Below are 18,741 nucleotides of genomic sequence, written 5' to 3'. Positions count from 1 at the left end.
AATTATTGATAAGTTAAATGAGAGTTTTTGTCCGGTGTATTTTAGCCAGTGAAGTCTGTAAACCCTACTTGTGTGATATTAGTCTCGATTTTATATGAATTTAGTTTTATTGGTGTGAGCTGTGCACAGACTTATTTTTCATCGTTAACTATCATTTATTGTACTTGCAGTCAGTATGCTAATAACAACATAAACCATAGCTTTGCTGGCTGATTTATCTTTTTCGCTTAAAGCTGCTGCTATCTGGTGATCGAAAATAATCGGGGTTTTCTAGATTAGAAGGATCAATGGATATGACAGAGCAACAATTTATTAATTATGTTAACAAGTTTGGTAGTTTCCAAAAGCGTTCAATGTTTGGTGGAACGGGGCTCTTCAAGCAAGACGCTATGTTCGCATTAATCAGCGCTGATAAGGTGTTTATTCGAGGTGGAGAATATCTAGACGACAAATTGGCTACACTGGGCTGCATTAAGTACCGTCACGTGAAGAAGCAAACAACGGCAACGGTCAATTACTACGACATTACTCAGCTATTTAATAATCAAAGTGAGGTGTTGGATGAGATTGTTGAGAACTCAATTAAGTTTTCAGTATCTCAGCGTCACTATAAGAAATCATCCGCGAGTCGACGTTTACGTGATTTACCCAACATGCAGTTGACTCTTGAACGCATGGTAAAAAAAGCAGGCGTTGGTGATGTTGATACGTTCTTGCAGCTAGGTGCGCCAGAAGTATTTTCCAAGGTCAAAGCGACTTACGGTAATGATGTTGATGTCAAATTACTGTGGAAATTTGCAGGTGCGATTGATGGCGTTCATTGGAAATTAATTCAAGAGCCACGTAAACGCCAGTTATTGGCGAGCTGCGCATAGTCAGTGTGAGGAAATACCATACTGGAAAAGAAAAGCCGAGGTCTGAGTACCTCGGCTTTTTTGCATCTTGTTCTTGATTAGAACTTGAAGCGAGTGGTGAACATGAGCTGATCACCATAGAAATCATTAATGCGAGCTTCAGCACCAAGAGAGAACAGCTCTGTTGAGTGAAAACGAACATACGCTGAACCAATCCAGTCGTCATTGTCTTCGATGGAGACGTAACCGGCTTTACCACCAACTTCAAGCTGTGGCCCTAACCATTGGCGTACGCCAAGATTGAGCTCCATGCCTGTGTCTGTGCCTTTCCCTGCTTTGCCACCGAAATCCACTAAACGAAATAGCATTTCACCAGTGAAATCGGCCCAGTTGTTGATTGGGGCGTGAAAGCCAAAACCAGCGGCTGCGTCGTAGTCGCCTTCGAATTCTGAATCAACTCGACCAATAACGTGAGCATTCGGGTGGATAGATTTGCTTGCAGCCGCACCAAAGGTTACAGGGCTTGCACCAATGCGAGCTTCCAGATAATCGTAGCTGAAGTTACTCATTACGGTTGGGCTGTTTGGGTCGGTCTCTGCAAAAGCTTGACCAGATGCTAGCACTAAGGCTGCAGCTAAGATTGTTTTACGCATACAAAAGAAAACCTATTCTTGTTAATTTCCTTGGTCAGGTGCAACGGAGTGCTGCCATATCGCGACATGATAATGCATTGTCACAGTCCGACACTACAAAAAATGTCATTGTTCTGTCGTCATTTACATGTTTAAGCAATCAATATGCCAAAAAGTATAAGAAATAGTGACTTATTCACCAAAACTCATTCTGTTTTTTGCGACGGCATTTAAAATTTGTTCGGTATCGAGCACTGCAGACCAGGACATTAAATCGTGACTGTTCTCGATCATATATTGGGTTAGTTGATTTTTAATGACATCACGTAACTCTTCGCCGCGCCAAGGCTTAGCAATGTAAAAGTGCAGGCTCGAATGATTGACCGCTTCCACAGTGTCTTCTAGGCCTGCTTGACCAGTTAGCATGACTTTCCGCGCGTTTTTTGTGGAAGGGTTATCGCTTAGCTCAATCAAAAAACTGATCCCAGTTTGCTCTGGCATAATGTGATCACACAGGATCAGTGCCAGGTGTCCGTCTTCTTTTTCTACATCTTCAATAATAGATTTAGCTTCCGATACTGACTCGGCTGCTTCGAGAACGAAATACTCTTCGAAGCATTCTAAGTCTTGAATGACACTATCTAAGACTTCACGCTCATCATCGACACATAAGATTAAGTATTTTGGCATATTAATTCCTTACTATGACTTGTGCGTTTTGAAAGGTAACCAAACGGACATACGGGTAAAGCTTCCCGCTTCGGATTGCACTTCAATCTTACCGCCATGCTGATTCACAATTTGTTGGCAGACCGATAGCCCAATACCTAACCCGAAATTCCCTTCTTTCTTGGTCGTAAAATTAAGGGCAAAAATTTGACGCTGTAAATATTGAGGTATTCCTGAACCATTATCTTCAAAAGATATCACCACCCATTTCTGATTTTGCGCGTGATGAATTTCAGAGCGGATAGAAAGCTTCCCTTGTTTAGGTAAAGCATCAATGGCATTCGAAACTAGGTTGGTCCAAACTTGCTGAAGAGCAATGGGCATACATTGTATTGGGGGTAAGTCGCAATATTCTTTCTCAACAGTATGCATCTTGAGTTTGTTTTCAAAGATAACTAAAGTATCCTCGATGCCCTCATGGATATCGGCTAGGCGAAAGGTCTCATCGTCAGGACGAGCATAGCCTTTCAGACTCTTAACCATATCGGCAATACGCTGAGCACAAACATTGATTGATCTTAAAGTTGAACCAACCAAATGATAACGTTCTAGTGTATCTAGCTCATCAAATATTGTAGTACTGGCTTGCTCAGCATTGTTCAGCCAGGTTTGGTTTTCCTCTAGTCCAAGCTTTACTAATTTTTTTGCAATACGTCGATCACCCATTTGAGACTCAATCTTTTTCGCTAACAGACGCTCTTCAGAGGTAGATCTTGGTTTGGACACAAGCGAATTAGATAAAATATCAGCCCCTAGTACCGCCAATGGCTCATCCCTATTATCACTCACCAGTTTACCAATGTTGGTTGTAATGGTCTCTGTACCACGCAAAATAGCAGCGATAGGGTTGTTGAGTTCGTGGGCAACTCCCGCGACTAACTGGCCGAGCATGGCCATCTTTTCTCGTTCTATCAATTGTTGGTGTGCTGACTCTAAGGATTCTAGAGTCTTTTGCAGTTCAAGTTTGGTATTGATGCTACGCTGCAATCGACGATTAAAATGCCGTAAGAGAAGGTTGGTAAAGAGGGGGAGCAATGCTGTGTTTGAGTGCATGACTTTGGCGAACACGTCTCTATCCAGCTTTATGACCTCGGTCTTTTTTAATGTGAGTGCCGTAGAGAAAGAGGGCTCGCCAGTAACAAACGACATTCCTCCAACAATGTTCCCTTTTGTGTGGCGGACGACTTCTCTTTGTACTCCTTGGTCATCTTTTTTATAGAGAGCGACTTCCCCTTCGGTAATAAACCAAAGAAATCGATTCTCTTCACCTTCTTTCGTCAGTAAGTGTTGTGAGGAGTAAGTACGGCATGCACGTGTGTCGTCGGTATCTGAGAAAAAATCATGAAGAGCGGAGATGACCTGTTCTGCCAGTTCTTGATCTGAGAGTTTGTGATGGTCGGTGATGAACCCTTCTCGGTAGCTGCGCATCTTCAACTCAATATGTGAGCGAAGCAACCGCTGCTGATCAAGTATCTGACTATAAGAGAGAAGGTTATCCTTATCGTTTTCTAGTACGAAGGTGGTCAACTCTTTCTTAACCGTTTTGTATACGAGGTTATCTTGGAGAGGCTTGGTTAGGCAGTGGTCTAGTCGCCCTTCGTTGACAGCAGACAAGATGGCTTGGATATCTTGTCCGCAGCTGATTAAAATTTTACGCGCACTTTGAGTGTGAGCGCTTTTGTCGAGTTGGATTAAAAAATCAGCCCCATTAAAGTTTTCATGATGACTGGCAAGGACGAGGGCGACGGATTGTTGGTTTTCCTGACAAAAGGAGAGTGCGGCATGAGCGTCGTCGAGCGTATCTGCAGTGTGGATATCGAACCTTGCAGCGAATTGACTCAGCTCTCGTCGCAGTTGCTCTACACTAATGGGATTGTTGTCTAAACAAAGTAAGGCATACTGATTCACGATTCTCGTTCGTCTCTTTCTGAACTCACCAATCTGGTTTTACTCTAACAAGGATTGAACAAAGGGACTGAGACACAGGTTTTAGATTCCTTGACGATTTGTGAAGAATGCCAATACTCTGATTTAACTCAATGTTTTTTGGTGTAAACTGCAATAAATACTTAAGTGAAGATAAATACATGCATCAGTTGAAAAAATACGGCGCTATTGGTGGCGCTATCTCTTTGGCTTTGTGTTGGCCGTTAGCGGTTGGGCAGATAGGGCAGAATGTTATTCATGACGGGATTGCCCATTTGAGCAATGACTCCCTGAAAGCGGAAATTGTTTCTTACGATCGCGGTTATCTGTCTTCTGAAGTTCAAACTCGCTATACCATCGTCGACCAAGAGCTTGCCAGCCAACTTGGCATGGATGGTCTACCAAGTGAATTTGTCGTAAACAGCCATGTGTCTCACGGTTTGCTGAGTTTGAAAGCAACGTCAACGCTGAACGATGTCGAACAGTTTCCTCTGACATTGACCACGGTCACACAGCTAAATGGCAATACGGATTACGTTTTGGATCTTGATAACTGGCATCAATCGACGGAGGGTGAAGGTGGAGCTATGGTGTCTGTGACGCCTTCTTCGCTCAAAGGGCACGTTACCGTCCTAGGTGAGATGAGCTACGATCTCGATATTCCGTCAGTGGAGATAGATTTCAATAGCGGCGAGAAAATGTTGCTTACAAATATCAAAGGTTCAGGTCAGGGCAGAAAGCAAAATAGCTTTTGGTTAGGTGACCAAGAAATCAATATCGCCGATATCTCCGTACTTGATTCGAGCCAAGCGCGACTTTTCTCAATGAAAAGTGGCCAGTATCAATTCTCTTCTTCCCTTGATGATGTTTCTCAACGTGTGAATAGTCAACATATTGTCAGTGCAAGTAAACTTCTGATGTCTGAGGGTGAAGCGGATAACTTAGTTTTGGATCTAGAGTTTGGTGATTTAGACAGTGACTCGTTTGAACACTTAGTCAGTATGTATCAGAACAATCCTGTACTGACTACTGATGATATTCAAAACGCGATTCCTTATGTTGAGACGTTATTCTCAAAAGGTTTCTATCTCTCGATGAACAAGATGGCGCTGACTTTGGGGGATGATGGTGAGTTTGAGAGTACATGGAAAATTACAGTGCCTGAAGGAACCAGTAACGTTACACAAAATCCCGCTATGATTCTTCCTTCTTTGACCGGTAACCTTGACACCTTTTTCTCAAAGGGATTAGTCGAACAGTATCCATTTATCAAGCAAGGTATCGATGAAGCGATTGTTATGGAGTTTGTCAGCCAAAATGAGCAAGGCTATCAAATTCAAGCAGAGCTTAAAGATGGTAATCTTGTATTTGAAAATGGTAAGCAAATTCCACTTATCGGTATCTTATTACCTGCAATGATGCAGCAATAAATAATAGTGTTTGTTGCTTACAGGGTAAGATTCCTTCATCCATCGATGGGCCTGCTTTGACTGTTGAGGTTCATCTTTTTTATGCAGGTAGGTCGCCAATACGACCTACCTTTGAGCTGAGGTTGCTCCATGGGCTGTAGTTGTCTCAAGGATGGTTTGGAGTAAGGCGGTATATATTACCTCGGTCAGTACTAAAGAAGAGTTCATCTTTGGGGCTGACAGTAATATGTCGGATACGCTCATTGAGCTTCTCTAGAATACGAGTTTCACCAACGGCTCGATTATTGTCATCAAGAGTGACCACATTTATATGAGTAAGCTTCAGCGATGGGGCAAGCAGTTTTCCATCCAAGTCTGGGTAGTTCTTGCCTCGATACAATAGTAGGCTTGATGGCGCAATAGAGGGTACGTAAACCTTAACCGGAGGCTCTATACCTTCTTTTTCCTCAGACTCTCCAACATTGATAGGGCCCCAGTACTCTTTTCCGTGAGAAGTAATAGGCCAACCGTAGTTTCTTCCTTTCTTGATCCGATTAATCTCATCCCCACCTCTTGGCCCATGTTCGATAGACCAAAGTGTTTTGGACTGGGGATCGTAATACAGACCTTGCGGGTTTCGATGACCATAACTCCATATCTCCTTTGCCGCCCCTTTTTGTTTGGCGAAAGGGTTGCCGTTAGCAGCTGAACCGTCTGGCAATAAACGAAGGATAGAACCAGCGTGGGTATTGCGGTCTTGACCGTTATCTCTTTCCCCCCGATCACCCACACTCATGTATAAGAACTGCTCATCAAACGTAATGCGGCTGCCATAGTGGCGGTTGGTAGATGAGTAGGAAGTGGAGGTGAAAATATTCTTCCAGTGAGATAATTTGCCTTCAGAGAACTGAAACGTGGCAAGTGCGGTGTCCGAACCATTAGTAGTACGTTTGCTGTAGGTCACATAAACTTGGTTGGCATCAAATGGTGACATTGCAATGTCAAGTAATCCACCTTGACCGTTTGCGTATAACCCTGCTGGGTTGCCCATCAATCTTGTGCTTTCCCCTGTCGTGATATCCACTGACAATATGTGTCCATTACGCTCTGTGACAAGCAAAGTATTGTCATCTGCGAATGTCATTCCCCAGGGAACCAATAAGCCAGATGCCACTTTTTCTACCGCGTAGTCCATTGCCAATGCCTGATTTAACCAGCATATGAGAGTCATTAAGGGTAGGGCTAAGTATTTGATCACGTTAGGTTGTCTCCCTAGCTCAGATAGTTCATAGAGTGTAGCACGATAATAAATCATCGTTTTTATGTATATATTTCACATTACCCCTTTTGTTTGGCTAATGTTTGGTCTATTATGACGAAGTGTCAAAAATGACGATTCGTCATGAATGGTGTTTATCACGTATTTAGTATTCGTGTTACAATTGGAGAGTTGAGGTGCAACGAACGGGTACGGATCGAAATAATCATGTTTGGGTTTAACTGCAAAAAAAGTGATAAGAAAGACAATGCAGGTTGTGGCTTTGGGTTAACCAAAAAACAACAAGCGATTGCCGATAGAGAAGTGGAACTGATATTGCTCGCGAAAAAGCTAGTTCAAAAGGAAGGGTGGAGCAACCTGACCATGGACAAGCTAACGGCGGCCAGCCCTTACTCGAAAGGTACAATTTACAATCACTTCAGCAGTAAAGAAGACGCGATTGTTGCGCTATGTATTCATTCTTTGAAAAGCGAAGCGGTGTTATTTGCCCGTGCTGAAGAATTTGAAGGCAAGACTCGGGAAAAGATCATGGCTATGCATGTAGGCTATCGTATCTATGCTCGCATGGAGCCGATTTTGTCGATGTGCGCTTTGATGGCAAAAAACCCGTGGGTGCTTGAAAAAGCATCGCCTCAACGGGTTCGAGAGCTAAATGAATTGGAAGAGCAAGTCATTGAAAGTGCAGATCAGCTAGTCAACTATGCAGTGGAAACGGGAGACTTGAAGTTTTCTCCGGGAATAAGCTCAGATGCAATTGTGTTTGCTAACTGGTCAATTGCCTTCGGCTCAAATGCTCTGACGCAAAACGCGTCTAATAGCCGCTGTATCAATCGCTTACAGGACCCATTCTCCGTGTTACATAATGCCAATATGTTGTTGGATGGACTGAATTGGAAACCGCTTTCAAGTGAGTGGGATTACAAAAAAACTTGGCGCCGGGTCGAACAAGAACTTTTTAGCGAAGAGCTAGAATACCTAGAATCGGTCGGACGCTAATACCATTCAGTTCAAATAAAGCCCGTTATGGGTTTTATTTATCACTCTAAGTGACGAATCGTCAAAAAAGGCACTCAGTAGCGCTTGAATTTTCAAGCGTGAGCTTTGTTACTTAAGCACCAGCATCTGCTGGTTTTTAAATAACAACTTTTGACGAAACGTCACAAACGGAGAGTGTGATGACATCTGCCAACTCTAATACTCATCAGCCGCATTCGTGGCTCACGTTACCCACACGATTCAGTGTATGGGTGTTCCTATTGACCTTAGCACTGGTCATTGCTGCGACTTTAGGGGGAAAGAATCTCTATTTTCGCGGAGACTACAACATTTTCTTTGATGGAAAAAACAAGCAATTATTAGCGTACGAGGAGATACAAACTACCTTTGCAAAATCCGATAATCTTGCGATTATCATTTCCCCACAAAGTGGTAACGTCTTTGAGCCGAAAACGCTTGAATTGATACAAAAACTCACCCGTGATGCTTGGCAAGTTCCTTATTCAAGCCGAGTTGACTCCATTGCTAATTATCAGCACACCGAAGCCATTGAAGATGATCTGATAGTCGAGGACCTTCTGTTGGAAGATTATCCTCTGACCGCCGAACGAATCGAGAAAGTGAGAGCAATAGCCTTATCCGAACCTGTGATAAAACATGCGCTTATCTCTGAAAAAGGAGATGTGACCGTGGTGAATGTGACTGTCCAATTACCGGAAGTCGATGAGACTACGGAAGTTCTTGAAGTGGTTGCTGGGGTCGATCAACTGTTGAGCAAATACGGTGAGTTATACCCGCACGTTGAGTTTCACAAAGCAGGGATCATTGCGATGAACCATGCCTTTATGGTGGCTGCTCAAGATGATACTTCGACCTTAGTACCAGCCATGTTGTTAGTGATACTGGTGTTCCTAACGATCATGCTGCGCTCTTTTCTCAGTGTGATTGCTACATTAGTGGTGATCATTGGTTCAGTGGCAGCAACCATGGGCCTATCAGGTTGGGCCGGTATGTTCCTGAGCACAGCGACCGTCAATATTCCCACGTTAGTGATGACTTTGGCCGTCGCAGACTGTGTTCATGTTATTGCGACAATGCGTCAAAGCATGCAGAAAGGTCATTCAAAACAGTATGCTATTGATCAAAGTGTCTCGATAAACTTCATACCTATTGTCATCACTTCGGTGACGACTGCACTGGGCTTTCTGATGATGAATATGTCCGATTCTCCAGTATTGAGGGATTTTGGCAATCTGTCGGCACTCGGTGTCATGTTAGCGTGCTTCCTTTCTGTCACTTTGTTGCCAGCGCTTCTCAAACTGTTACCCATCAAGGTGAAGGAGAAAGCGTTAGATTCTGGTGAGACTTACGATTCCATGGACAAACTGGGGGATTGGGTTGTCAGCAATCGAAAAGTGTTGTTGCCTCTGTCTGTCATTGTGATTACTGTCTCTGCTGCTCTGATACCTTTGAATAAAGTTAACGATGAGTCAGTGAAATATTTTGACTCGCGCAATGAATTTCGACGCGCGGCTGACTTTATGGAAGAGCGTATCAGCGGCATGACAACCATCAGCATTGCAGTGAAAACACACGAATCTCAGGGGATAGCCGATCCTGAATTCCTCACAACCATCAGTGAGTTTACTGATTGGCTGCGTACCCAGCCGGAAACCGATCACGTGGCAACACTCTCCGATGTGTATAAGCGCCTTAATAAAAACATGCACGGTGATGATGACAGTTATTACACATTGCCATTACAACGGGAATTAGCCGCACAATATCTTCTGTTGTATGAGATGTCTCTACCGTATGGATTGGATCTCAATAATCAGATTAATGTAGATAAATCATCCGTTAAGCTTGTCTTGACCGTTGATAATTTAGGCAGCGTTGAACTGGTTGCCTTAGAAAACAGGATTTATGACTGGTTCAAGGAAAATGGTCAACAGTACGAAGTTGTTGCCTCAAGCCCATCTTTGATGTTCGCACATATCGGTGAAACCAACATGACGAGCATGTTGTCGACGTTGCCTATCACTCTGATACTGATCTCTGGACTGATGATATTTGCACTACGCTCTGTGCGCCTTGGGATGATCAGCATCGTGCCTAACATGGCACCTGCAATTATTGGTTTTGGTTTGTGGGCTTTGTTATCGGGGGAGATCAACCTTGGCTTATCTGTCGTTGTCACACTCACCTTGGGTATTGTGGTTGATGATGCTGTTCACTTCCTCTCTAAATACCAGCGCGCGCGTAAACAAGGACAAAGTGCTGAAGAGGCTGTGCGTTATGCATTCCATACAGTCGGTCGAGCTCTATGGATTACTACTATTGTTTTGGTCGCAGGTTTCACCGTTCTAGCTATGTCCACTTTCAGACTTAATGCAGATATGGGCCAATTGAGTGCCATGGTTATCTTTATCGCTTTGGTGGTGGACTTTGTTTTCTTACCTGCACTGTTAATGCGATTTGATACAGCAAGTTATGCGCAGGAAAACCAATCGCAGCCATCAGCGGCCACGCCAACTCAGCCATCAGCGGCTCCTCAGACACAAAGTTAAAGGAATACACTATGAAACGTTCAAATTACTCATTGTTCACATCGATTGCATTGTCTTCACTTCTTATGCTTGGTGGTCAGCCCGTGGCGCTTGCCAACGTAGAAAAAGGGCTTGAAATTGCCACTGAACGTAAAGCACGTGATGAAGGTTGGGGAGACTCAGTCGCAACTATGCAGATGATCCTCAAGAATGCTCAGGGGGAAAGTAGTACTCGTGAAATGCGCCTTAAGTCATTAGAAGTAGCGGATGATGGCGATAAAGGTTTGACGATTTTCGATCAGCCGAGAGACGTCAAAGGTACAGCATTCCTTAATCACTCGCATACTACAGAAGCTGATGACCAGTGGTTGTATCTCCCCGCTCTAAAACGGGTTAAGCGCATTTCCTCACGGAATAAGTCTGGCCCGTTTATGGGTAGTGAATTTGCCTACGAAGACCTAAGTTCGTTTGAGTTAGAGAAGTATACTTTCCACTATTTGCGTGATGAGCGAGTGAATGGCAGTGACACGTTCGTATTAAAGCAGATACCGACTGATAAGAATTCGGGTTACACCAAGCAGCAGGTCTGGCTGGATAAAGAACATTATCGACCAATCCAAATTGAGTTCTATGACCGAAAAGGCTCATTGCTGAAAACGCTCAAGTTTGATGATTATCAACTTTACCTAGATAAATATTGGCGTGCTCACAAAATGGCAATGACGAACCACCAAACGGGGAAAAGTACGTTACTCACCACCAGTAATCTTCAATTCCAGACGGGTTTGAGTGAGCGGGATTTTGAGAAGAATATTCTTAAAAGGGTGAAATAAGGGGCGTTATGAACAAAGTATGGAGTAGAGCAGGTCGCGTGGCGGCCTGTATTTCACTGACAATGCTTGCGATGCATTGTTATGGCTTTGAGCTCTCAGGTCAGATGAACCTAGAACATCGGCAGTTCTTTTCGGATGGATTGCAAGGGCAAGATAAAGGTCAAAGTTCTATCGTCCTGCAGCCTGAATTCTATTGGGAGATCAACGATAGCTCTGATTTTACCTTCACGCCATTTTATCGCCTAGATAGCGAAGATGATGAGCGAAGTCACGGTGATATACGAGAAGCGCTGTATTTAACCTACTGGGATGACTATGAATTACGTGCTGGAGTGGGAAAAGTTTTCTGGGGTGTCACTGAGTCTGCACATTTGGTCGATGTCGTAAATCAAACGGACTCGATTGAGGCGGTAGACGGTGAAGACAAATTAGGACAACCCATGCTACATCTGACCTCAGTCAAAGATTGGGGAGTGCTTGATACCATGGTTTTGCCTTACTTCCGCGAACGTACTTTTGCAGGGCAGGATGGCCGTTTAAGACCGGCATTGCCAGTATCAGAGGATGTGATTTATGAGTCGTCGCGAGAAGAGCAACATGTCGATTTTGCGGCGAGATATTCTCAAATGCTGGGTGACTGGGATCTAGGGCTGAGCTATTTTCAAGGCACCAACCGAGAGCCGTATTTCCGGCTTCAGGGGACAGACTTGAAGCCTTATTATGCACAGGCGAAGCAAATCGGTGTTGATGTTCAGGGGATTGCTGGTGATTGGTTATGGAAACTCGAGAGTATCTATCGTGAAAGCTTTGATCATCACATTGGATTGGTTTCAGGATTTGAATATACCATTGTCGGCGCATTAGGCAGTGTTTGGGATGTTGGTCTTATTACTGAGTACCTTTATGACAGTCGTGGCAATAATGCTCAAAATTCAGGTCAAAATGATGTGTTCGTTGGCTCACGATTTGCACTTAATGATGAAGATGGTAGCGAAATATTACTGGGATTCACTCAGGATCTGGATAACAGCGATGTGTTCAGTGCTAAGTTGGAAGCCTCAAGTCGGTTAACCAATCACCTAAAATGGCGTCTTGATGGGTGGTGGTTTGAGAATGATACACCGGATGACTTATTGTACTTCGCTCGTAAGGACGATTTCATTGAAGTGTCGTTAGAATATTACTTCTAAGTCGTTAGCCAATAATGCTTATTAGTTGTGTATTTTTTTCCTAAAACAGGGAGCTCAATTTGCTCCCTTTTTTTGCTTTTAAACATTTAGCATATTCTGTAATGGCTGAGCCACACAATATTCTGCTACGTATGTGCTATACCTAAAGGGCTTACTTTCCTCTACCCAGTTCCCTCAACGATTAAGCTCCAAATTGCCGAGCTTATTGAACTCGAACAATCATTAAGCTGATTTTTTACTCAAAGAGCAGTCGAATCCCGATTTCAGATTGGATTTAGACCTCGCTTTCGTTACTATGTAAAACTATTTAAAAATACCAAAAATCCCTTGCGGGAACCCTTATGGACACTACCAAAAGGTAGATGAGGAAACGATGCAACATCTAGAAGAGATCATTGCTAACGCGAACGCAGCTATTGAAGCAGCAGATTCGTTAGTCGCACTTGATGAAGTGCGTGTTCAGTATCTAGGTAAGAAAGGTGAGCTAACCGCTCAACTTCAAAGCCTAGGTAAACTACCACCAGAAGAGCGCCGTGAAGCTGGTCAAGAGATCAACAAAGCGAAGGGCGTTGTTCAACAAGCTATTGCTGCTCGCAAAGATGCACTTCAACGTGCTGAACTTGAAGCGAAGCTAGCTGCGGAAACCATCGACGTAACTCTACCAGGCCGTCGTATCGAGAACGGTGGTCTTCACCCAGTTACTCGTACCGTTGAGCGTATTGAACAGTTCTTTGGTGAGTTAGGCTTTAACACTGAGTCTGGTCCTGAGATTGAAGATGCATTCCACAACTTTGATGCACTAAATATCGCAGAAGATCACCCAGCGCGTACTGACCACGATACTTTCTTCTTTAATCCAGATCTAATGCTGCGTACGCACACATCTGGTGTTCAGATCCGCACGATGGAAAATGGTAAACCACCATTCCGATTCATCGCACCAGGCCGTGTTTACCGTAACGACTACGACCAAACGCACACGCCAATGTTCCACCAGGTGGAAGGCATGCTAGTCGACGAGAACGTAAACTTTGCTCAGCTAAAAGGCATCCTACACGACTTCCTATGTAACTTCTTTGAAGAAGAAGTTGAAGTTCGTTTCCGTCCTTCTTACTTCCCGTTCACTGAGCCTTCAGCTGAAGTAGATGTAAAAGGTAAAAACGGTAAATGGCTTGAAGTTCTAGGCTGTGGCATGGTTCACCCTAACGTACTTCGCAGTGTTGGCATCGACCCTGAGAAATACTCTGGTTTCGCATTCGGTATGGGTGTTGAGCGTCTGACTATGCTTCGTTACGGCGTAAACGACCTACGTGCGTTCTTCGAGAACGATCTTCGTTTCCTAAAACAGTTCAAGTAATCCAGGGGATACATCACTATGAAATTCAGCGAATCTTGGCTTCGTGAGTGGGTAAACCCTGCGGTATCGACTGACGAACTAACGCACCAAATCACTATGGCGGGTCTAGAAGTAGACGACGTACTACCTGTAGCTGGTTCTTTCACTGGCGTAAAAGTAGGTAAAGTGGTTGAGTGTGGTCAACACCCTGACGCAGACAAACTACGTGTAACTAAAGTAGATGTTGGCGCAGAAGAACTTCTAGACATCGTTTGTGGCGCATCTAACTGCCGCCTAGGTATCAAAGTTGCGGTTGCGACGGTGGGGGCTGTACTACCAGGCGATTTCAAAATCAAAAAAGCAAAACTACGTGGTCAACCATCACACGGCATGCTTTGTTCATTCTCTGAACTAGGTATCGACGTAGAATCTGATGGCATCATGGAGCTGGCAGAAGACGCTGTAATCGGTACTGATTTCCGCGAATTCCTGGGTCTGGACGACGTAACAGTCGACGTTGACCTAACGGCTAACCGTGCTGACTGTTTCAGCATCCGTGGTATGGCTCGTGAAGTGGGCGTACTAAACCGTGCTGACGTGACTGAGCCAGCGGTTAATCCGGTTGCTCCGGCTATCGATGATCAAGTATCTATCGAAGTGAAAGCAACGGCTGCATGTCCACGTTACCTTGGCCGTGTGGTTAGGAACGTAAACGTTCAAGCTGAAACTCCACTATGGATGCAAGAGAAACTGCGTCGCTGTGGTATCCGTTCTATCGATCCAGTCGTCGATATCACTAACTATGTTCTTCTAGAACAAGGTCAACCAATGCACGCGTTTGACCTAGCAAAAATTGAAGGTGGTATTGTCGTTCGCATGGCGGAGCAGGGCGAGAAGCTGACTCTTCTCGATGGTAACGAAGCAGAGCTAAACGCAGATACTCTAGTGGTAGCAGACCATAGTAAAGCACTGGCTATAGCTGGTATTTTCGGTGGTGAAGAGTCGGGTGTAACGGCTGAGACCAAAGACGTACTGCTTGAGTGTGCATTCTTTGCCCCTGATCATATCCGTGGTCGGGCTCGCAGTTACGGTCTTCATACGGATTCTTCAATGCGTTTCGAGCGTGGTGTGGATTATGCACTACAAACGAGTGCTATGGAGCGCGCCACAGAGCTGCTTGTTGACATCTGTGGTGGTGAAGTTGCGCCTGTTGTAGCTGTTGAATCAGAAGTTGACCTTCCGGTTCCTAACACTGTGGCACTACGTCGTACTAAGCTAGACAACCTTCTTGGCCATCATATTGCAGACAGCGATGTGGTTGAAATCTTAGAGCGTCTTGGTTTAACTGTTGAAGCTACAGAAACGGGTTGGACTGCGACCGCACCGACTTGGCGTTTTGACATAGCTATCGAGCAAGACCTAATTGAAGAAGTAGGTCGTATCTACGGTTACGATAATATCCCTAACCAAAATCCAGCAGCAGCACTTAAGATGCACGACCACGTTGAAGCGAACATTCCGCTAAAACGTGTCCGTAACCTGCTTGTTGACCGTGGTTACCAAGAAGCAATCACTTACAGCTTTGTTGAGCCAGAGCAGCAAAAGCTTGTTGTTCCAGGTGTTGAGCCGCTAATTCTGCCATTCCCAATCTCTGCGGATATGTCAGCAATGCGCCTAGGCCTAATTCAAGGTCTACTAAACACTGTGGTTCACAACCAGAAACGTCAACAGCCACGTGTTCGTCTATTCGAGTACGGCCTACGTTTCATCCCATGTGAGTCTGCTGAAAACGGTATGCGCCAAGAGCCAATGCTTGCGGGTGTTATCGCAGGTACTCGTAGCGAAGAGCACTGGGACATCGAAACCAACACAGTTGATTTCTTTGACCTGAAAGGTGACCTAGAAGCGGTTCTTGAGCTAACAGCTAACGAAGCAGCTTACTCTTTCGCAGCGCTTTCTGCTGAAGACAAAGCAGCGAACCCAGCACTTCACCCAGGCCAATCTGCAGCTATCATCGTTGATGGTAAGCAAGTAGGTGTGATTGGTACAGTTCACCCAGAGCTTGAGCGTAAGTTTGGTCTAAACGGCCGTACTATCGTATTCGAAGTAGAATGGTGTGCAATCAACACTAAAGTGATCCCTGAAGCAGTACAGCTTTCTAAGTTCCCATCTAACCGTCGTGACATCGCGGTAGTTGTTGATGAAGCAGTAGCTTCTGGCGACATCGTTGCAGCATGTCTAGAACAAGGTGGCGAGTTCCTGAAAGACGCGAAACTATTCGACGTTTACGTTGGTAAAGGCGTTGAAGAAGGTAAGAAGAGCTTAGCAATCGCGCTAACACTACAATCTGTAGAGCGCACGCTAGAAGATGCAGATATCGCTGGCGCGGTTGACGCTATCGTAGCTCACGTATCTGAGAAGTTTGGTGCGTCACTACGTGACTAATCACTTCTGATTAGATAGAAAACCAAAGGAAAGGTCTCGCAATCGCGAGGCCTTTTTGTTAGATCAGGAAACGGATGCTAACTCATTATTGGACAAAAACTTCTTAGAGTAATCACTTAAATTAGAGAAATACGGATAACTTTTAGTATTAGAAAGTCGCTTCGTGATGTGTCCAGTATGGTTGGTGCAGATCAGATCTGCCTTACGATGATCTACCCGTCAGCACGAAGCTGTGTAAACATCCCCTTAAATGATTAATTAGTTACTATTAAGTTGCCTGCTTTGTGATTAGAGTATCGATGGCGAACTGGATAGAACCACTTACATCTTTTGTTAAGTGATATAAACAATAACTTTCAACATCAGAACGAACGGGCATCAAGCGACGTGATTTGAGTCCCCCAAGATATCTAAGACGAACCAATATATTCTCGTCTACTGGCACTGAAAAACTGTGTGCTGAGTTTATTAGTTCTTGTTCGTAGTATTGCACTAGATCAAGTTTATTTGCCAATATAGCACCTACAGCAATGCACTTTGCCAGCTCCATATGATTTTTTGTACGACTATATTGCTTAACCCCAAACTTTATAAGACGTGAAATGTATAATTTAACAATGCTTGGTTTTTCAGCTAAATTCATGAGCACAAGGAATATCTCATCAATATGGTGAAACGTACTTACTTTACGAAATACTGCTTCATCGTCCATAAGAGAAAGAAGCAAGTTCAGTTCTTTCTCAATTGATGCGTAGCAATCATCTTTTAGCCTGTTATCTTCTAGATTTTGTGCCAAATTAGTTAGTAGCTTGATCATTTCGATACTCCATCCAGTTAAGGCTTGGAATGTCGGACATCCGTTCTGCTGATCATATTCAAATTGCTCAAGCCTATTTCGATACGAAGTATCAAGCCAATCGAGAATATTTGATGTGAGTCTCAGTTTGATTTTCTGGTGTTCAGCGTTGCTTATGTCAAGCCCGTTTACTTGCTCAAACAAAAGCCCCATCAATGATGTTGGGTTGCAACCGTAGTAGCCAGACAGAAAACCCTGATCTAACCATTGAAATTTTTTAATAACTGAATTTAGTTTGCCCAGTTCCTTAATGTTGTTGGTAATTCTTTCACAAATCATTTTGGTGTCAGATTCTGAAAAGAGAAGAAATAACGTTAATCGACTGTATTGATCCATTACCGCCCCAATCACAGCGGGATCTTGTTTTACCAAACTGTGCTGCCCATAGTTGAACAACAATGTGTCTACTATCTCTAGATTTGCAGTAGATTTAGATTTGATTAAGTTCAATCCTAGTTCACCAATCACTTTAGCATCATTGAACATCAAGTCTGTATTGTTTAGTTGCATGGATAATTCAATATGGCTTTTAAGGTATTGGATGGCTAGCGAGGTTTGATGCTGAAGTTGGAAGTTACGAATGTGGTTGAATTGTGCAAACAATGTAGCCAATCCAGCAAAGGTTTCGGTTATGAAACCAATGAGCTGTTCATTTTTAGATGCTATAGCAATCGCTGATAATTGTCTGAGCTGCTCAAACGTATTATTGAACACAAGTTCCGAACTCATATCAGTAGCAACAAAGGGGCCTGTATCTATAAACGTGTTTTTTCTAAATTCGATGTACTGACGAGTAATCTGAATAATGCTGTTCAACGAGGTCTTTGTGATATTGATGTCATTAAGATTAGCGTAATTTTTAGCCATCACACATAAACTGTCGACGGCATTAATTGGTATCTGTTTTTGTTCTGGATAGGCTGACACATGTGCGTATCGCAAACCATCAAAGTCACTTTGCTCTTGTAATGGTGCGGATTTCGAAAGCCTGTTATTGACAACCAAAGCTCGTTGAATCGCTTTATCCCATTTATTATGCTGCTTTGAGCTGTACCTTAAAATGAGATTGATTTGCTCAATTGGGTTAACAAGAATGAGTGCCCTTTTGTAAGATTGGTAGAGTAAAACTATGAACAACAAAATCAGCCAAACAACAATAACTAGAGTTTGTCCCGATATGTTCTGGTTTTTAACCAAAGAAGAACCCGCAATAGCTATTGCTATTAAAAAACAGGATAACAACTGAGTAAAAATTTTTTTGTCTGTACTAAATTTATGAAAGTCTAAGTATCTTAGTCTTTGAATATTGGTTTGAAGTGAAAATAACAACAGTGAAAACACAATAGCTGTAAAACCAATCAATGCGCCACCGATGGTTAGTAGCAGCGAACTGACCTGCTCAGTGTCGATCAAAGGGTTGAACTGATATGAGTTAGCAACAGAAATTTGCAAGCTGATACAAACGGCTATTAAGGCCAATATCGACTTTCTATCTGATACCCACCACCTGAACTTAAACCAGTTTACTTGAACCACTTCTGCTATTGAGAATAAAAGATTTGAAACTGTTTTTTTCACGTAGTCGATACATGGAGCGAGGCTTAAGCGAAAAACACCCACGAGCAACCATCACCATATTGTTAAGTAGATTGGTATTTTACCTTAAATCGACGAAATGTTTCGTGTTATTAGATTAACCTTTATGTT

General features: G+C 43.6%; 13 protein-coding genes. 8 read left to right on the top strand and 5 right to left on the bottom strand.

Annotated features, from left to right (window positions below; genetic code table 11):
- Positions 1–287: 287 nt before the first annotated feature.
- Positions 288–875 carry a TfoX/Sxy family DNA transformation protein gene (locus tag CTT30_RS09300; protein WP_239876232.1) on the top strand — a complete coding sequence of 196 codons (588 nt, stop codon included), beginning with the start codon at positions 288–290 and terminating at the stop codon, positions 873–875.
- Between the two features lie 77 nt (positions 876–952).
- On the opposite strand, the gene CTT30_RS09295 is transcribed toward CTT30_RS09300, so the two are convergent.
- The 3 genes from CTT30_RS09295 to CTT30_RS09285 form a co-directional block, all read right to left on the bottom strand.
- Positions 953–1,507, bottom strand: a complete 555-nt coding sequence (locus CTT30_RS09295; RefSeq protein WP_252034883.1) for a hypothetical protein — start codon at positions 1,505–1,507, stop codon at positions 953–955.
- Between the two features lie 171 nt (positions 1,508–1,678).
- Complete coding sequence (locus CTT30_RS09290) at positions 1,679–2,176, bottom strand: response regulator (protein ID WP_252034882.1); 498 nt, start codon at positions 2,174–2,176, stop codon at positions 1,679–1,681.
- A 12-nt stretch (positions 2,177–2,188) separates the two neighbouring features.
- Positions 2,189–4,123, bottom strand: coding sequence for an ATP-binding protein (locus tag CTT30_RS09285; RefSeq protein WP_252034879.1), 1,935 nt, complete (start codon positions 4,121–4,123; stop codon positions 2,189–2,191).
- A 179-nt stretch (positions 4,124–4,302) separates the two neighbouring features.
- On the opposite strand from CTT30_RS09285, the gene CTT30_RS09280 reads away from it, so the two are divergent.
- Positions 4,303–5,571, top strand: a complete 1,269-nt coding sequence (locus tag CTT30_RS09280) for a DUF945 family protein (protein WP_252034877.1) — start codon at positions 4,303–4,305, stop codon at positions 5,569–5,571.
- A 145-nt stretch (positions 5,572–5,716) separates the two neighbouring features.
- Here the strand turns inward: CTT30_RS09280 and CTT30_RS09275 are convergent, their stop codons facing one another.
- Positions 5,717–6,781: a PQQ-dependent sugar dehydrogenase gene (locus CTT30_RS09275; protein WP_239876321.1), complete on the bottom strand. Its 1,065-nt coding sequence runs from the start codon at positions 6,779–6,781 to the stop codon at positions 5,717–5,719.
- A gap of 255 nt (positions 6,782–7,036) precedes the next feature.
- On the opposite strand from CTT30_RS09275, the gene CTT30_RS09270 reads away from it, so the two are divergent.
- The 6 genes from CTT30_RS09270 to pheT all read left to right on the top strand — a co-directional run bounded on the left by CTT30_RS09270 (position 7,037) and on the right by pheT (position 16,178).
- Positions 7,037–7,825: a TetR/AcrR family transcriptional regulator gene (locus tag CTT30_RS09270; protein WP_252034876.1), complete on the top strand. Its 789-nt coding sequence runs from the start codon at positions 7,037–7,039 to the stop codon at positions 7,823–7,825.
- Positions 7,826–8,004: 179 nt separating this feature from the next.
- Positions 8,005–10,395 (top strand): efflux RND transporter permease subunit, encoded by a 2,391-nt coding sequence (locus CTT30_RS09265; RefSeq protein WP_252034874.1) that lies wholly within the window; start codon positions 8,005–8,007, stop codon positions 10,393–10,395.
- Between the two features lie 11 nt (positions 10,396–10,406).
- A complete protein-coding gene (locus tag CTT30_RS09260) occupies positions 10,407–11,207 on the top strand; it encodes an outer membrane lipoprotein-sorting protein (RefSeq protein WP_252034872.1) in 801 nt (266 codons plus the stop codon).
- Between the two features lie 8 nt (positions 11,208–11,215).
- A complete protein-coding gene (locus CTT30_RS09255) occupies positions 11,216–12,397 on the top strand; it encodes a hypothetical protein (protein WP_370689701.1) in 1,182 nt (393 codons plus the stop codon).
- 373 nt (positions 12,398–12,770) lie between these two features.
- Positions 12,771–13,754 carry a phenylalanine--tRNA ligase subunit alpha gene (gene pheS, locus CTT30_RS09250; protein ID WP_004413586.1) on the top strand — a complete coding sequence of 328 codons (984 nt, stop codon included), beginning with the start codon at positions 12,771–12,773 and terminating at the stop codon, positions 13,752–13,754.
- 18 nt (positions 13,755–13,772) lie between these two features.
- Positions 13,773–16,178, top strand: a complete 2,406-nt coding sequence (pheT, locus tag CTT30_RS09245; RefSeq protein WP_252034871.1) for a phenylalanine--tRNA ligase subunit beta — start codon at positions 13,773–13,775, stop codon at positions 16,176–16,178.
- 268 nt (positions 16,179–16,446) lie between these two features.
- Here the strand turns inward: pheT and CTT30_RS09240 are convergent, their stop codons facing one another.
- On the bottom strand, positions 16,447–18,612 hold the full coding sequence (locus CTT30_RS09240) for a hypothetical protein (protein ID WP_252034869.1): 2,166 nt from the start codon (positions 18,610–18,612) through the stop codon (positions 16,447–16,449).
- Positions 18,613–18,741 lie beyond the last annotated feature (129 nt).

Origin of the sequence: Vibrio coralliilyticus, assembly GCF_024449095.1 — a bacterium.
Taxonomy (GTDB): Bacteria; Pseudomonadota; Gammaproteobacteria; order Enterobacterales; family Vibrionaceae; genus Vibrio; species Vibrio coralliilyticus_A.
This window is presented reverse-complemented; position numbering and strand designations above follow the sequence as displayed.

What these genes read in the sequence shown, in the direction of transcription:
- CTT30_RS09300 (WP_239876232.1), top strand. Translation starts at nt 288, where the DNA reads ATGGATATGACAGAGCAACAATTTATTAATTATGTTAACAAGTTTGGT.
- CTT30_RS09295 (WP_252034883.1), bottom strand. Translation starts at nt 1,507, where the DNA reads ATGCGTAAAACAATCTTAGCTGCAGCCTTAGTGCTAGCATCTGGTCAA.
- CTT30_RS09290 (WP_252034882.1), bottom strand. Translation starts at nt 2,176, where the DNA reads ATGCCAAAATACTTAATCTTATGTGTCGATGATGAGCGTGAAGTCTTA.
- CTT30_RS09280 (WP_252034877.1), top strand. Translation starts at nt 4,303, where the DNA reads ATGCATCAGTTGAAAAAATACGGCGCTATTGGTGGCGCTATCTCTTTG.
- CTT30_RS09275 (WP_239876321.1), bottom strand. Translation starts at nt 6,781, where the DNA reads ATGACTCTCATATGCTGGTTAAATCAGGCATTGGCAATGGACTACGCG.
- CTT30_RS09270 (WP_252034876.1), top strand. Translation starts at nt 7,037, where the DNA reads ATGTTTGGGTTTAACTGCAAAAAAAGTGATAAGAAAGACAATGCAGGT.
- CTT30_RS09265 (WP_252034874.1), top strand. Translation starts at nt 8,005, where the DNA reads ATGACATCTGCCAACTCTAATACTCATCAGCCGCATTCGTGGCTCACG.
- CTT30_RS09260 (WP_252034872.1), top strand. Translation starts at nt 10,407, where the DNA reads ATGAAACGTTCAAATTACTCATTGTTCACATCGATTGCATTGTCTTCA.
- CTT30_RS09255 (WP_370689701.1), top strand. Translation starts at nt 11,216, where the DNA reads ATGAACAAAGTATGGAGTAGAGCAGGTCGCGTGGCGGCCTGTATTTCA.
- pheS (WP_004413586.1), top strand. Translation starts at nt 12,771, where the DNA reads ATGCAACATCTAGAAGAGATCATTGCTAACGCGAACGCAGCTATTGAA.
- pheT (WP_252034871.1), top strand. Translation starts at nt 13,773, where the DNA reads ATGAAATTCAGCGAATCTTGGCTTCGTGAGTGGGTAAACCCTGCGGTA.